The sequence below is a fragment of the Georgenia sp. EYE_87 genome (genome assembly GCF_023148685.1).
Taxonomy (GTDB): Bacteria; Actinomycetota; Actinomycetes; order Actinomycetales; family Actinomycetaceae; genus Georgenia.
Genome location: NZ_JAHXNL010000017.1, coordinates 56,884 through 72,593, shown reverse-complemented (window position 1 = coordinate 72,593; position 15,710 = coordinate 56,884). Strand labels below are relative to the sequence as shown.

The following is a 15,710-nucleotide window of genomic DNA, read 5'->3' as shown; positions in this document are numbered from 1 at the left end:
ACACCCAGAATCAAATGGCATCAAAAACTTGGCACACTGTTGAGTTCTCAAAGAACAGACACACACCAGCAAGACCCGGGAAAACCCACTCCCGAACCCCCACCGGGGCAACCTCTCTAGCCTAACCTATCCGAGCCACCATGCCAAATCCGCAGGTCAACCCGCAGCACAGGCACAATCACAACCGGCCAGGCACCCCGACCACCGCCGCAGCACGAAACCACGACTCACAACCAGGATTTCCCCCCGGGACCGGCCACCCTCACGGTGTCCGTGCCTCCCTGGCGGGGCTCACCAATATTAAGCAACCCCAGAACCCACGGTCAAACCACCAACCCATGACCCCCATCACACCCAACGGAACCAGGTTTCCGCTATTCGTCGTCCTTTGCTGGACGTCACCTTGGGGCCCTTCAGGACGCTCCAGCACCGTTCTTGTGGGAGGTCGCCACTGGCAGCCTTCTGTCCGCGGCTCCCCGACACCGGCCGAGCACCCGTCGGCGCCGGCCCCCGAACATCCGGCCGGGCACCCGTCGGCGACCGACGAGCAACTCACCGTTCACCCCGGCCACCCAGCTGACCGGCCTTCGACGCAGACCGGACGCCCACCCGGCGAACCGGGGTGCCGGCCCCGACCGTCATCCCCGGCCAGAGAGCGTGAGTCGCCCATCCTCGACAGGTCTGTTGCGCCATCGCACTTACCGGTACGGTGCTGACCGCACCCTTGCGTGGACTCCGTTTTCCATATCGTGAAACCCGTTCGATCCGGCGACGATGCCGGGACCCTGGAGGGCTCGTGGACAACCTCGCAGTACTCGCACTATTCGCCCTGCTGCCGATCCTCGTGATCGGCGCGCTCCTCCTCTGGCTCCGGTGGCCGGCCAAGTACGCGATGCCCGTCGGGCTGGCCGTGGTGGTCGTCGTCGCCCTGACCGTGTGGAAGATGAGCTGGACGACGATCGGTGCCTCCGCGGTCCAGGGGCTGCTCATCGCCATCGGGCTCCTCTGGATCGTCTTCGGGGCGCTGCTGCTCCTGGAGACGATCACGAAGAGCGGCGCGCTCCAGTCGATCCGGGCGGGCTTCACCAGCATCAGTGCGGACCGCCGGGTCCAGGTGGTGATCATCGCCTGGCTGTTCGGCTCGTTCATCGAGGGCGCGGCCGGGTTCGGCACGCCGGCGGCGGTCGTGGCGCCGCTCCTGCTGGCGCTCGGCTTCCCCGCGATGGCCGCGGTGATGGCGGGGCTGATCATCCAGTCGACCCCGGTGAGCTTCGGCGCCGTCGGCACGCCCATGATCACGGGCGTCGGGACCGGTCTGGCGGGGACGGACGGCAACTTCGTGCCCAACGTCCAGGCACGCGCGGACGCCCTCGGACTCGACCACGCCGGCTTCGTCGCCCACACGGCCACGCAGGTCGCGACGATCCACGCGATCGTCGGCATCCTGGTGCCGCTGTTCCTCGTGTGCCTGATGACCGGCTTCTTCGGCGAGAGGCGCAGCTTCCGTGCCGGGCTGGCGGTCGCACCGTTCACCGTCTACGCCGCCCTGGCGATGGTGGTCCCCTACGTCACCGTCGCCTACGTTCTCGGTCCCGAGTTCCCCTCGATGATCGGCGGCTTCATCGGTCTCGTGCTGGTGATGTACACGTCGTCGAAGGGCTTCCTCATGCCCAAGGACGTCTGGGACTTCCCGTCGCGCGAGCGGTGGAGCGATCGTTGGATGGGCTCCGTCAACCCGGACGCCGAGGCAGCCACCCTGACGAAGAAGATGCCGATCGCGCTCGCCTGGAGCCCCTACGTCATCGTCGCCGCGCTCCTCCTCCTGACGCGCAACGTGCCCGCGATCAAGGCGTTCCTGACCGGTCCCGTGGTCATCAGGGCCAACGACATCTTCGGCACCGGGATCTCGCAGAACATGGAGCTCCTCTACTCCCCGGGCGCAATCTTCCTGCTGGCGTGCCTCATCACGTACGTGCTGCACCGGATGAGCGGCCGTCAGATCGCGGCGTCGTGGAAGGTGGCGAGCGGGCAGCTTGCGGGCGCCGCCGTGGCGCTGCTGTGCGCCCTGCCGCTGGTACGGATTTTCATCAACTCCGGCGGGGACTACAACGAGGCCGGGCTGAGCTCGATGCCCATCACGCTGGCCGAGGCGGCTGCCAACGTCGCCGGTCAGAACTGGCCGATCCTGGCGCCGTTCATCGGTGCTCTCGGCGCCTTCGTCGCCGGGTCGAACACCGTCTCGAACATGATGTTCTCCCTCTTCCAGTTCTCGACCGGCGAGGGCATCGGTGCGGCCAGCCCCGAGACGGTGGTCGCCGTCCAGGCTGTCGGCGGTGCCGCCGGGAACATGGTGGCCGTCCACAACGTCGTCGCAGCAGCGGCGACGGTGGGGCTGCTCGGTCGCGAGGGGGACCTCATCCGCAAGACGATCATCCCGATGACCTACTACTGCCTGGCAGCGGGCTCGATCGGGTACATGTGGATCTTCGGGGTCGGCCTCAACGCGGGAACCTTCGTGTTCGTCGCACTGCTGGTCGCGCTGCTCGTCACGGCATGGAAGATCACGACGAAGACAGATGCCCTGAACCCCGAGGTGCAGCTCGCCAAGGTCTGAGCGAGCACGGCAGAGGGGCCCCCGTCCGGCACTCGCCGGCCGGGGGCCTCGTCAGCGCTCGTTCCTGCTCAGCCGCCGCAGCCCCCGGGCCGCCCGCACGCGCATCCGCCGGCCTCGGGCGTGGACGGCTCCGGCTCCGGGGCGGCCGGCCGGGCGGCTGTGGGCGCCTCCTGCAGGAGGGTGTCCACGCCCTTGCCGAGCAGGGAGGCGTCGAGCACGAGGATCATGTGGGCGGTCGAGATGTGCTTGCCCTGGCGGCCCAGGGCGTCGGTGATCTGCAGCAGGCAGCCCGGGTTGGAGGTCACGAGAAGCTCGGCCTCGGTCGCGGCGACGTTGGTCGCCTTCCGGTCCCCGAGCTCGCGCGCCGGCTCGGGGTTGACCAGGTTGTAGATGCCGGCGGAGCCGCAGCACAGGTCGCCGTCGGCAATCTCCTTGATCGTCAGGCCCGGGACGGCGCGGAGCAGCTGGCGCGGCTGGGACCGCACCTTCTGCGCGTGCGAGAGGTGGCAGGCGTCGTGATAGGCGACGGTGACCGGCAGCGGGTGCCGGGTGGCCACGGGACCGAGCTCGACGAGGATCTCGGAGATGTCCCGGACCTTCTCGGAGAACGCGCGGGCCCGGTCGGCGTACGCGGGGTCGTCCGCGAGGAGGTGGGCGTAGTCCTTCATCGTCGACCCGCACCCGGCAGAGTTGACGACGACGCGTTCCACCCCTGCCTCGGAGAAGGCGTCGATGAGGTTGCGGGCGTAGCGCAGCCCCTCCTCCTCCCGCCCGGCGTGCACGGAGAGAGCACCGCAGCAGCCCTGTGCGGGCGGAGCGACGACGTCACAGCCCTCCATGTTGAGCACGCGGACCGTGGCGGCGTTCACGCCGGGGTAGAACTCGCGCTGCACGCAGCCGAGCAGCAGCCCGACCGTCATGCGACGCTCCCCCCTGGCCGGCGTGTACGCCGGGATCCTCACCTGCCGCTCGATCGGGGGCGCGATGGCCTCCATGGTCGCGAGCGTGGGAGAGATTCTCTCGAGCACCTTCGAGCCGCGCACGAGCCGGCTCAGCCCGCTGCGCTGGTACAGCGCCAGAGGTCCGCGGACCAGGCGGAGGCGCTCGGGCCGCGGGAAGAGCTGGAAGATCCCCTCCCGCAGCGCCCGGTCGGCGAGGGACCGGTGCTGGGACCCGCGACGCTCGACCTGCTGACGGGTCGCCTCGATGAGCTTGTCGTACTGCACGCCTGAAGGGCACGCGGTCACGCAGGCCATGCAGCCCAGGCACGCGTCGATGTGCTGGACCATCGAGGCGCTCATCGGCTCGCCCTCGAGGCCCTCCTTCATCAGGTAGATGCGCCCGCGCGGGGAGTCCATCTCCTCGCCCCACAGGTTGTAGGTGGGGCAGGCGGGCAGGCAGAAGCCGCAGTGCACGCAGTCGTCGATGAGCTCGCGCGCCGGCGGGTGGTGGTTGTCGAACGCCGCCAGGGCGAGGACGTCCGGCAGGGTCGTGGCGGACTGCGCCGGCTCGGCGTCACCCATCTGGCCCTTGGGCGTGTCGACGCTCATCAGATCCCTCCCACGAAGCGGCCGGGCGCGAGGTTGCGGCCCGGGTCCAGGCGTTCCTTGATGCTGCGCATCAGCTCGAGCCCGCCGACCGGGCCCCACACGTCGAGCCCGTCCCTGAGCGCCGCCGGCGCCCGCAGGACCACCACGGTCCCGTCGCGCGGGCTCGGCGCGGCGGCGCGCAGCGCGGTCACCACCCGCGCCACGGTGGCGGCGTCGGAGCCGCCGGCAGACTGCGAGGGCTCCACGGTCGCCGCGTCGTCGCCGGGGCGGACCGGCGACACGCTGCCCCCGGGCGTGATGCCGGCATGGAGGACGCCGACGGCGGAACCGCGCAGAGCGACGGCCGCGCCGTGCGCCTGCTCGGCCGCGCGGGCGGCCCGCAGGAGGCCCTTGACGCCGACGAGCGTGGCGGTGGCCTTCGCGCAGACGGGCCCCTCGGGCAGCCTCCCCCACCAGGCCGGTTCCGCGCCGGGGGTGCCGCCGACGAGCGCCGCGGCCTCGGCGGCCCGCGCCGCGACGGCGTCGCCCGTGCCCTCGAGCAGGACGGCGAGGGTCGCCTCGTCGCTGCCGGCGGGCCGGTCGAGCTCGACGGCGGCCGGGGCCAGCTGCGAGGCGACGAGCGCGCGGGCCAGGTCGGCGACCTCCTCCAGCGGGCCGGTGCGCACCACGTACGCGCGGTCGGGACGCACGGGGTGCAGGCGGAAAGCCGCCCGGACCACGACGCCCAGCGTGCCGTACGACCCGGTCATGAGCTTGGCCAGGTCGTACCCCGCGACGTTCTTCACGACCTTGCCGCCCGAGGCGGCCACCGTGCCGTCCGCCAGGACCACCGTGGCGCCGAGCACGAGGTCGCGCAGCGCCAGCCGCTGCAGACGCCGGGGGCCGGAGGCGCCCGTCGCCAGCGCCCCACCGACGGTCGAGCCCGCCTCGTAGCGCTCGCGCGGGACGTCCGCGACAAGCTCCTGCCCGGCGCGGCCCACCTGTTCCTGCAGGTCGCGCAGCGTCAGGCCGGCCTCGGCGACCACGACGAGGTCGCCCGACTCGTGCTCGACGAGCCGGTCGAGGCCGCTCAGGTCGAGGATGACGTCGACGCGCTCGGGCGGAACCCCCCAGTCGAGCGCCGTGCCGCCACCGCGCGCGACCGTGACGAGTCCCTGCACGGTCGCCTCCCGGACGACGGCGGACACGCCCGCGACCGAGGTGGGCCGGGCGACGGCGGCGGCGGGCACGCCGTCGACGACGTCGTCGGTGCCGGCCTCGCGGACGTCGCCGGCGCCGTCCAGGCTGCGAGCCAGCGCGGCGAGGTCGACCTCGGCGGTCCCGGCGTCGCCGCCGCTCGCGCCCGCGGTGCTCGGGGCCCCCGCGGTGTTCCTGCGTGCCATCAGAACACCTCCGCCAGTCCGGCTTCCTGCAGCGGGTGCGCACCCTGGCGCCGCCCCGGCCGCTCGCCGCACAGGCGTGGCGTGGGGAAGACCTTCCCCGGGTTGGAGATGTTGTCCGGGTCGAACGCGCAGCGCACGGCCTGCATGGTGTCGAGATCCTCCTCGGTGAACATCTTCGGCATGTACCGCGCCTTGTCCGACCCCACGCCGTGCTCGCCGGTGATCGATCCGCCGTTGGCGATGCACAGCTCGAGGATGCCGCCGGCCACCTCCTCGGCCCGCTCCGCGGCGCCCTCCTCGGCGTCGTCGAAGAGCACCAGCGGGTGGAGGTTGCCGTCTCCGGCGTGGAAGACGTTGGCCACGCGCACGCCGCGCTCGGCGGAGAGCTCGGCGATCTGGCGCAGCACCTGCGGCAGGGCGGTGCGCGGGATGACGCCGTCCTGGACGATGTAGTCGGGGCTGATCCGCCCGACGGCGGCGAAGGCGGACTTGCGGCCCTTCCAGATCAGGGCGCGCTCGACGTCGTCGGCCGCGATGCGGGTCTCGAACGCACCGTTCGCCTCGCAGTGCCGCAGCACCTCGGCGAGCTCGCCGGCGACGTCGGCGGCGGCACCGTCGAGCTCGATGACCAGCACCGCACCGGCCCCGGCCGGGTAGCCGCAGGCGACCGCCTTCTCGGCGGCCTCGATGGCCAGCGCGTCCATCATCTCGATCGCTGCCGGGATGACCCCGGCGGCGATGATGGCGGAGGTGGCCGCCCCGGCGTCGTCGGTGGACCGGAAGCCCGCCAGGACGGTCTGGACCTCCTCGGGCAGGCGGGTCAGGCGCACCGTGACCTCGGTGACGATGCCGAGGGTGCCCTCGGAGCCCACCAGCGCGCCGAGCAGGTCGTAGCCCGGCGGGTCGGGCGCCTTGCCGCCGAGCTCGACCAGCTCGCCGGACGGCGTGACGAGGTCGAGCCCGGTCACGTGGTTCGTGGTGAAGCCGTACTTCAGGCAGTGCGCGCCGCCGGAGTTCTCCGCCACGTTGCCGCCGATGGAGCACACGGACTGCGACGAGGGGTCCGGGGCGAAGTAGTAGCCGTCCGGCGTGGTCGCGCGGGTGAGCGCCAGGTTGATCACGCCCGGGTCGACGACGGCCCGCTGGTCGGCGGCGTCGATCTCCCGGATCTGCCGCATCTGCGACATCACGACGAGCACGCCCTCCGCCCGTGGGAGGGCACCGCCGGAGAGCCCGGTGCCAGAGCCGCGCGCCACGAAGGGGACCTGATGCTCGGCGCAGGCGCGGACCGCGGTGGCGACGTCGTCGGCGTCACGGGCGAGCACGACCAGCCCCGGAACCACCTTGTACTGGGCGAGCCCGTCGCACTCGTAGGTACGCAGCCGCTGGCGGTCGGTGATGACCTGCTCGGCGGGCAGCGTCCGGGAGAGCTGCGCGGTCACCCGGGCCAGCGCCTCGGCGGCGACCCGCACGCGCAGCTCGTCGGGGTCCGGCGCTCCGGTGCCGTGCGGGACCTCTGCGGACCCGGCCGCGCCGTCGTGCGCGGGGGTGTCGGTGGACGTCATGGCGGCAACCTCCTCGTTGACGACTGCGGCGGTGTGCGCCGACCGAGCGAGCCGGTGGGCCGAGCCGACGGGCGGCGGGCCGGCGGGCCGGGCGGCCCGCCGGCAGGCACCTCAGGCCATGCGCTCGTAGGCCGGGAGCGTGAGGAAGTCGGCGTAGTCGTCGGCGACGGCGACCTCGAGGAAGGTCTGCCTGGCCTCCTCGTAGTCGGCCGGGTCGCCGGGGAGCTTGGCAATCTCCTCCTCCACGATCCGGTCGATGAGCTCGCGGGTCACGCGGTGGCCGGTGTCGGCGAGCGTGACGTCGTTGTGGAGCCACTGCCACACCTGCGAGCGCGAGATCTCCGCCGTCGCGGCGTCCTCCATGAGGTTGAAGATGGCGACGGCGCCGAGGCCGCCGAGCCACGCCTTGAGGTACTGGATGCCGACCGAGATGTTGTTGCGCAGGCCCTGCTCGGTCACGTCGCCCGGGGTGGCGGCGACGTCGAGCAGCTGGGCCGCGGTGACGTGGACGTCCTCGCGCTTGCGGTCGATCTGGTTGGGCCGGTCGCCGAGGACGGAGGTGAAGACCTCCTTGCACAGCTCCACCATGCCCGGGTGCGCCACCCAGGAGCCGTCGAAGCCGTCGTTCGCCTCACGGGTCTTGTCCGCGCGCACCTTCTCGAAGGCGGCCTTGTTGACCTCCTCGTCCTTGCTCGGGATGAACGCCGCCATGCCGCCGATCGCGTGCGCACCGCGCTTGTGGCACGTGCGCACCAGCAGCTCGGTGTAGGCGCGCATGAACGGAACGGTCATGGTCACGGCGTTGCGATCGGGCAGGAGGAAGTCCTTGCCGCGGGTCCGGAAGCACTTGATCACCGAGAACATGTAGTCCCAGCGGCCGGCGTTCAGGCCGGAGGAGTGCTCGCGGAGCTCGTAGAGGATCTCCTCCATCTCGAACGCCGCGGGGTAGGTCTCGATGAGCACCGTGGCGCGGATGGTGCCGCGCGGGATGCCGAGGGCGTCCTGGGCGATGATGAACGCGTCGTTCCACAGCCGCGCCTCGAGGTGGGACTCCATCTTCGGCAGGTAGAAGTACGGGCCGAGGCCCTTCTCGATCTGCCGCAGGCCGGCGGTGGCGACGTAGAGGGCGAAGTCGACCAGCGAGCCGGAGGTCTCCTCGCCGTCGACGAGGATGTGCTTCTCCGGCAGGTGCCAGCCGCGCGGACGCACGATGATCGTGGCCAGCTCGTCGTCCGGCTTGAGGGCGTACGTCTTGCCGTTCTCGGCGGTGAAGTCGATGGTGCGGTTGATCGCGTCGAGCAGGTTCAGCTGCCCGCCGACGACCGCGCTCCACTGCGGGGTGTTGGCGTCCTCGTGGTCCGCCAGCCAGGCCTTCGCGCCCGAGTTCAGCGCGTTGATCGTCATCTTCTTGTCGGTGGGTCCGGTGATCTCCACGCGGCGGTCCACGAGGCCCGGCGCGGGGGGCGCCACCTGCCACGAGTCGTCCTCGCGGATGTGCCTGGTCTCGGGCAGGAAGTCCAGCGTGCCGCTGTCGGCGAGGTCGGCGACCCGCCGGCGCCGCGCCTCGAGCAGCTCGAGGCGGCGCCCGTTGAGCTGGCGGTGCAGCGAGGCGATGAGGTCGAGCGCCGCGGGGGTGAGCACCTCCTCGTACCGCTCGTTCATCTCGCCGGTGATCGTCAGGCCGTCGGGAGTTGCCACGATGCGTCTCTCTTTCACGATGCGGAACGAACACTCTTCCTGGTGGAAACAGTAGTGAGGGCGGTCACCCGGGTCAACGCTGCGGCCGGCGGGAGGTGCAGCCGCGGACGGTTGCCCGCCACCTGCCACGGACGCGGTCGCAGGTCGGCGTCGAGAACCGACGCGCGTCGGCCCGGGCTCAGACGCTGACGAGCGACTCGCGCAGCGCGGCCACGTGCCCCCGCGCCTCGACGTCGTAGTAGGCCTCCCGTACCACGCCGCCGGTGTCGACCACGAACGTCGAGCGGTGCACGCCGTCGAACGTGCGCCCGTTCAGCGTCTTCGGCCCCCACGCGCCGTAGGCGTCCGCGACGGCGTGGTCCGCGTCGGACGCGAGCGGGAAGGTGAGCCGCTCGGCGTCGGCGAAGGCCCGGAGGTCCTCGACCGGGTCCGCCGAGATGCCGACGACGGCGTAGCCCGCGCTCGCGAGGGAGGCCAGGTTGTCGCGGAAGTCGCAGGCCTCGGTGGTGCAGCCCGGGGTCGAGGCCTTCGGGTAGAAGTACACGATCACGCCGCTCTCGGCGCTCGCGCGCAGCCCGGCGAGCGAGACGGTGGTGCCGTCCGGGGTCGGGAGGGTGAAGTCGGGGGCGGTGTCGCCGGGGGGCAGCCTCGTCATGCGGCTCTCCTTCGATGGTGGGTGGGTCGTGCTCGTCGTGCTCCGGACATGGTCCGTCAGGCCTCGCCCCGGCGCAGCAGGGAACCCGCCGGCTCGCCGGTCACGTCCCGCCCGCGCAGCAGGGTGCGACGCACCACGCCGGCGAGCCGGCGCCCGGCGTACGGCGTGATCGGGTTGCGGTGATGGAGCCCGGCCGGATCGACGTCGAGCTCCTCGTCCGGTGCGAGGACCGCCAGGTCCGCCTGCTTCCCGACGGCGATCGCACCCTTGGTGGCGAGCCCGGCCAGGGCGGCGGGCCCGGCCGACATCCATCGCACCACCTGCTCGAGCCCGACGCCGCGGGCGCGCGCCTCGGTCCACACGGCCGCGAGCCCGAGCTGGAGCGAGGCGACGCCGCCCCACGCCTGCCCGAAGTCGCCGGTGTCCAGGGCCTTGAGGTCGAGGGTCGACGGCGAGTGGTCCGTGACGACGATGTCGATCGTGCCGTCCAGCAGCCCCTGCCAGAGCGCCTCCCGGTTGGCCTCCTCACGGATGGGCGGGCAGCACTTGAAGGCGGTGGCGCCGTCGGGCACCCCCTCGGCGGCGAGGGTCAGGTAGTGCGGGCAGGTCTCGACCGTCAGCCGGATGCCCTCGGCACGGGCGGCCGCGATCATCGGCAGCGCGCCGGCGTCGGAGAGGTGCAGGACGTGGACGCGGGCGCCGGTGCGGCGAGCGGCCTCGATGACGGTGGCGACGGCCGCCTCCTCCGCCTGCGGCGGGCGGGAGCCGAGAAAGTCCGCGTAACGGCGGCCGTGGGCGTGCGGGGCGGAGCCGATGACGCCGGGGTCCTCGGCGTGGACGATCATCAGACCGTCGAAGCTCGCGAGCTCGGTCAGGTCCCGCTCGAGCTCGTCGGGGTCGAGGTGGCCGAACTCGGGCACGCCCGAGTCGATCAGGAAGCACTTGAACCCGAAGACCCCGGCGTCGTGCAGCGGGCGCAGGTCGCCGGTGTTGCCGGGCACGGCGCCGCCCCAGAAGCCGACGTCCACGAAGGAGCTGCGCCGGGCCACGGAGCGCTTGGCCTCCAGCGCCGCGACGTCGGTGGTGGGCGGCACGGAGTTCAGCGGCATGTCGATTATCGTCGTGACGCCGCCTGCCGCGGCCGCTCGGGTGGCGGACTCGAAGCCCTCCCACTCGGTGCGGCCGGGCTCGTTGACGTGCACGTGGGAGTCGACCAGCCCGGGCAGCAGCACCTCGTCGCCGGCGAGGTCGACCACGGCGTCGGCCGCGAGCCCGGCGCCGAGCGGCTCGACGGCGGCGATCACGCCGTCGCGGACACCGACCTCCACCGCGCGCAGACCCTCGGGCGTGACCGCCCGGGCGGCGCGCACGACGAGGTCGTGACGCACGCCGGCCCCGTCCCGCGGCGGGGCGACGACCGGGTCGGGACCGTTCACCGGTCCACCCTTTCCTGCTGGCGGGCGAACCGCTCGTCGGCGACCCGCGCGGCGAGCCGCTCCAGGAGCTCGCCGGCGTTCGCGATGCAGCGTGCGACGTCGGGCTCCAGGTCCGTGAGCGCGTGGACGGCCTCGATGCCGGCCGCCTGCGCCTGCTCCCGGGTGAGGGTGGCCCGGCCGCAGACCGCGACGGTGGGCACGGCGTGCGTGGCGGCGGCCTCGGCCACGCCCATCGGCGTCTTCCCTGCCAGCGACTGCTCGTCGAGGCTGCCCTCGCCGGTGACGACGAGGTCCACCCCGGCGAGGCGACGGTCGAAGCTGGCCAGGTCGAGGACGACGTCGACGCCGGGCCGGCGCGTCGCTCCGAGGAGGAGGCAGGCATAGCCCACTCCCCCGGCCGCGCCGGCACCCGGGGCGTCGGCCCGTTCCCGCGCCCGGTCGGCTCCCGCGCGCTCGAGCGCGCTCACCCAGGCGGCGAGCGAGGCCTCGAGGTCGGCGACGGCGACCGGGTCGGCGCCCTTCTGGGGTCCGTACACGGCGGCGGCGCCGCGGGGCCCGAGGAGGGGGTTGTCGACATCGGAGGCCAGGACCAGCTCCGCCGTCGCCAGGCGCGGGTGCAGACCGGCGAGGTCGACGGTCGTGACCGCGCGGAGCGCGTCGCCCCCGTCAGGGAGCTCGCCGTCGGGACCGGCGAGGCGGGCGCCCAGGGCGGCGAGCATGCCGGCCCCGCCGTCGGTGCTGGCGGAGCCGCCCACGCCGACGACGACAGTGGTGGCGCCATGGTCGAGCGCGTGGGCGATCAGCTCGCCGAGCCCGCGCGAGGTGGCCCGGCGGGCCGTGACGTCGTCGGGTTCGACCATCTCGAGGCCCGTCACCGCCGCCATCTCGACGACGGCGGTGCGGTCCCGGACGGCGTACCGGGTGGTGACCGGTTCGCCGAGCGGTCCGGTGGCCGTGAGGGTGACCGGCGAGAAGCCCGCCGCAAGGGCGGCCTGCACCGTTCCCTCGCCCCCGTCCGCCACGGGCAGCTCGTCGATCTCGACCCCCGGCAGCGCACGCCGGAAGCCGGCCGCGAGGTGGGCGGCGACCTCGGCCGCGGTCAGCGAGCCCTTGAACTTGTCCGGCGCGAGGAGCAGTTTCATGGGCTCAGTCAAGCAGTGCCAGCGCGGTCGGGGAGTCCTCGGCGCTGATGGCGAGGTCCTCGAACTCGTTGACGCCGTCGAGCTCGGCGCCCATGGCGATGTTGGTGACGCGCTCGAGGATGACCTCGACGACCACCGGGACCCGGTGCTCGGCGGCCAGGGCGCGCGCCTCGGCGAAGGCCGGCTGGAGCCTTTCCGGGTCCTTGACCCGGATGGCCCTGCAGCCCAGCGCCTCGGCGACCTTGACGTGGTCGACGCCGTACCCGTCGGTCTCGGCGGAGTTGATGTTCTCGAAGGCCAGGGAGACGTGGTAGTCCATCTCGAACGCCCGCTGGGACTGGCGGATCAGCCCGAGGTAGGCGTTGTTGACCACCACGTGGACGTACGGCAGGTGGTGCTGGGCGCCGACGGCGAGCTCCTCGAGCATGAACTGGAAGTCGTAGTCGCCGGAGAGGGCGACGACCTCGGCGTCGGGCCGCGCGGTGGCCACCCCGAGCGCCGCGGGTCCGGTCCAGCCGAGCGGCCCGGCCTGGCCGGCGTTGATCCAGTGGCGCGAGGCGTAGGTGTGCAGGAACTGTGCGCCGGCGATCTGGGACAGCCCGATCGTGGTGACGTAGACGGTGTCCCGGCCGAACGCCCGGTTCATCTCCTGGTACACGCGCTGGGGCTTGATCGGGACGTCGGTGAAGTGCGTCCGGCGCAGCAGCGTGCCCTTGCGCCCGGCGCACCGCGCCACCCATCGGGTGCGGTCGGGAAGCTCGCTCGCGGCGCGGCGCTCCGTCGCGATCTCGACGGCGAGGGCCAGGAAGGCCCTCGCGTCGGAGACGATGCCGTAGTCGGGGGCGAAGACGCGGCCGATCTGCGTGGGCTCGATGTCCACGTGGACGAAGGTGCGGCCACGACGGTAGGCGTCCAGGCCGCCGGTGTGGCGGTTGGCCCACCGGTTGCCGACGCCGAGCACGAGGTCGGACTCGAGGAAGGTGGCGTTGCCGTAGCGCCGGGACGTCTGGATGCCGACCATGCCCGCCGCGAGCGGGTGGTCGTCCGGGATGACGCCCCAGCCCATGAGGGTGGGCACCACCGGGACGTCGAGGGTCTCGGCCAGGGTGACCAGGAGATCCTCGGCGCCGGCGTTGACGATCCCGCCGCCGGCGACGATCAGCGGGCGCTCGGCGGCCTGGAGCATGTCCAGCGCCCGGGCGACCTGCGCGCGGGTGGCCTCGGGCCGGAGGACCGGGAGCGGGGCGTAGGTGTCGGGGTCGAACTCGATCTCGGTCAGCTGGACGTCGATCGGCAGGTCGATCAGGACGGGCCCCGGGCGGCCCGAGCGCATGAGCTGGAAGGCCTGGGCGAGGACGCCCGGCACCTGGGCGGCCTCGAGCACGGTCTTCGCCAGCTTGGTCACCGGCGCCGCGATGGAGGCGATGTCGACGGCCTGGAAGTCCTCCTTGTCGAGCTTCGCCACGGGGGCCTGCCCGGTGATGCACAGGATCGGCACCGAGTCGGCCCACGCGGCGTACAGGCCAGTGATCATGTCGGTGCCCGCGGGGCCGGACGTGCCGACGCAGATGCCGATGTTGCCGGCCACGGCGCGGGTGTACCCGTCGGCCATGTGGGAGGCGGCCTCGACGTGGCGGGCGAGGACGTGCCGGATGCCGCCGTGCCTGCGCATGGCGTCGTAGAACGGGTTGATCGCGGCGCCGGGCACGCCGAAGGCCTGGGTCGCGCCCTCCTTCTCGAGGATGGCGACGGCGGCGTCCACGGCTCTCATTCGGGGCATGTCGGTCTCCAGGATCGTCGTCGGTCAGGAGGCAGGTCAGTCGTCGCGAGCGCCGCGGTCACGGCCGGCGAGCCGCTCGACGGTGCGGAACAGGGCCGAGTGGTCCAGCGAGCCCTCGCCGTTGGAGCGGGCGCTCTGCATGAGCTGGGCGACCGTGGCACCGAGCGGGATGGTCACGCCGGCCTCGCGGGCGGCGGAGGTGACGATGCCCAGGTCCTTGTGGTGCAGGTCGATGCGGAAGCCCGGCTCGAAGGAGCGGTTCAGCATCTTCTCCGCCTTCTGCTCGAGCACGGCCGAGCCCGCGAGCCCGCCGCCGAGCACCGTCACGGCGGCCGCGGTGTCGACGCCGTAGGCCTCGAGGAAGACGATGGCCTCCGCCAGCAGGCCGATGTTGCCGGCCACGATGAGCTGGTTGGCGGCCTTGACCGTCTGTCCGGAGCCGGCCGGCCCGACATGGACGACGGTGCGGCCGACGACGTCGAGGATCGGCCTGGCGGCCTCGAAGTCCTCGGCCGGGCCGCCGACCATGATCGACAGGGCGGCGTTCTTCGCGCCGGCCTCGCCTCCGGAGACCGGGGCGTCCAGGATCCGGAAGCCCTGCTCCCTGGCCCGCGCTGCGAGCTCGACGGTGACGTCGGGGCGGATGGTGGAGAAGTCGATGATCAGGGTACCGGGACGGGCGGAGGCGAGCACGCCCCCCTCGCCGGTGAGCACCTCGGTCACGTCGGGAGAGTCGGGGACCATGAGCGCGACGACGTCGGCGTCGGCGACGGCCTCGGCCACGGAGGCGGCGGCCGTGCCGCCCGCCTCGACCAGCCGCGCGGTCTTCTCCGGGCTGCGGTTGTGGCCGACGACGTCGTGGCCGGCGTTCTGGAGGTGCACGGCCATGGGGCTGCCCATGATGCCGAGACCGATGAAGGCGATGCGAGTCATCCGGGGATCCTTCTGGTTCGTGGACGGGGTCGGTCAGCGCGCGACGGGGGCCTCGGCGCCCCGCTCCTCGCGGGGCAGCCAGGCGAAGGGGTCCGCGTCGCCGGTCTTGTACTCCAGGCCGACGGGCCCGGCGTACCCACCGGCGCGCAGGTCCTCGATCCACCGGGTGATCGGGAGCTCCCCGCTGCCGGGCGCGCCGCGCCCGGGGGCGTCGGCGATCTGCACGTGGGCGATCCGGTCGCGGTGCTCGGCGATGTCCGCGTCCACGTCGGCGCCGTTGACCGACAGGTGGTAGACGTCGAGGAGCAGCCCGATGTTGGTGGAGCCGTGCTCGGACGCGACGCGGTCGATGACGGCGACGGCGTCGGCGGAGGTCTTCAGGGGATAGGCCGGGGCGCCGGAGACGGGCTCGAGAAGGACGGTGCCGCCGATGCGGGCGACGGCCTGGGCGGCGAGGTGGAGGTTCTCCGCGGCGAGGTCGTCCTGGCGGGTCGGGTCGGCCCCGTCGACCCGGTTGCCGTAGAGGGCGTTGAAAGCGCGGCACCCCGTGCGCTCCCCGATGGCGGTGACGACGTCGAGGTTGACGCGCAGCTCCTGCTCGCGGCCGGGCCACGAGACGAGGCCGCGGTCTCCGCCGGGCATGTCCCCGGCGTTGAAGTTCAGGCCCGTCAGCTGGACGCCGGCCCGCTCGACCGTCCGGACCAGCGCGTCGACCTCGTCGGCCTCCGGCGTGGACGTCTCGAACGGCCACCACAGCTCGATGCCCGCGAAGCCGGCGGCCCGTGCCGCGGCCGGGCGCTCGCCGAGCGGGAGGTCGGTCAGCAGTATCGAGCAGTTCACGGTGTAAGGCACAGGGCTGGCCATCGTCGGCTCTCTTTCAGGATGTGAAAACAACCTTCCTTGTGTCGAAAGCCTAGAGACCACCCCGGTGAGGGTCAACCCCTCGCCGGGGCCC

The 15,710-nt window shown here is 72.6% G+C and carries 10 protein-coding genes and 1 pseudogene; 1 reads left to right on the top strand and 10 read right to left on the bottom strand.

Annotated features, from left to right (window positions below; translation table 11 throughout):
* Window positions 1-796: 796 nt before the first annotated feature.
* Window positions 797-2,614: an L-lactate permease gene (locus tag KZX45_RS17970; RefSeq protein WP_248259128.1), complete on the top strand. Its 1,818-nt coding sequence runs from the start codon at window positions 797-799 to the stop codon at window positions 2,612-2,614.
* A gap of 68 nt (window positions 2,615-2,682) precedes the next feature.
* On the opposite strand, the gene glcF is transcribed toward KZX45_RS17970, so the two are convergent.
* The 10 genes and pseudogenes from glcF to KZX45_RS17920 form a co-directional block, all read right to left on the bottom strand.
* Window positions 2,683-4,164 carry a glycolate oxidase subunit GlcF gene (glcF, locus tag KZX45_RS17965; RefSeq protein WP_308221769.1) on the bottom strand — a complete coding sequence of 494 codons (1,482 nt, stop codon included), beginning with the start codon at window positions 4,162-4,164 and terminating at the stop codon, window positions 2,683-2,685.
* Window positions 4,164-5,546, bottom strand: coding sequence for an FAD-binding oxidoreductase (locus KZX45_RS17960; protein WP_248259127.1), 1,383 nt, complete (start codon window positions 5,544-5,546; stop codon window positions 4,164-4,166). Before KZX45_RS17960 ends, glcF begins: the two co-directional genes overlap by 1 nt.
* Window positions 5,546-7,111 carry an FAD-linked oxidase C-terminal domain-containing protein gene (locus tag KZX45_RS17955; protein WP_248259126.1) on the bottom strand — a complete coding sequence of 522 codons (1,566 nt, stop codon included), beginning with the start codon at window positions 7,109-7,111 and terminating at the stop codon, window positions 5,546-5,548. The genes KZX45_RS17960 and KZX45_RS17955 overlap by 1 nt, the downstream gene beginning before the upstream one ends.
* Window positions 7,112-7,222: 111 nt before the next feature.
* Window positions 7,223-8,809, bottom strand: coding sequence for a malate synthase A (gene aceB, locus KZX45_RS17950; RefSeq protein ID WP_374112615.1), 1,587 nt, complete (start codon window positions 8,807-8,809; stop codon window positions 7,223-7,225).
* A 178-nt stretch (window positions 8,810-8,987) separates the two neighbouring features.
* The gene (gene bcp / locus KZX45_RS17945) at window positions 8,988-9,464 is read right to left on the bottom strand and encodes a thioredoxin-dependent thiol peroxidase (RefSeq protein ID WP_248259125.1); all 477 of its coding nucleotides are present in this window, start codon (window positions 9,462-9,464) and stop codon (window positions 8,988-8,990) included.
* Window positions 9,465-9,520: 56 nt separating this feature from the next.
* Complete coding sequence (allB, locus tag KZX45_RS17940; RefSeq protein ID WP_248259124.1) at window positions 9,521-10,900, bottom strand: allantoinase AllB; 1,380 nt, start codon at window positions 10,898-10,900, stop codon at window positions 9,521-9,523.
* The gene (locus tag KZX45_RS17935; RefSeq protein WP_248259123.1) at window positions 10,897-12,042 is read right to left on the bottom strand and encodes a glycerate kinase; all 1,146 of its coding nucleotides are present in this window, start codon (window positions 12,040-12,042) and stop codon (window positions 10,897-10,899) included. The genes allB and KZX45_RS17935 overlap by 4 nt, the downstream gene beginning before the upstream one ends.
* Before the next feature lie 4 nt (window positions 12,043-12,046).
* Window positions 12,047-13,822: a glyoxylate carboligase gene (gene gcl / locus KZX45_RS17930; protein ID WP_248259122.1), complete on the bottom strand. Its 1,776-nt coding sequence runs from the start codon at window positions 13,820-13,822 to the stop codon at window positions 12,047-12,049.
* Window positions 13,823-13,858: 36 nt separating this feature from the next.
* Window positions 13,859-14,758: pseudogene (locus tag KZX45_RS17925) on the bottom strand (2-hydroxy-3-oxopropionate reductase); the annotation flags it as partial.
* Between the two features lie 30 nt (window positions 14,759-14,788).
* On the bottom strand, window positions 14,789-15,607 hold the full coding sequence (locus KZX45_RS17920; RefSeq protein ID WP_248259134.1) for a TIM barrel protein: 819 nt from the start codon (window positions 15,605-15,607) through the stop codon (window positions 14,789-14,791).
* Between the last annotated feature and the right edge of the window lie 103 nt (window positions 15,608-15,710).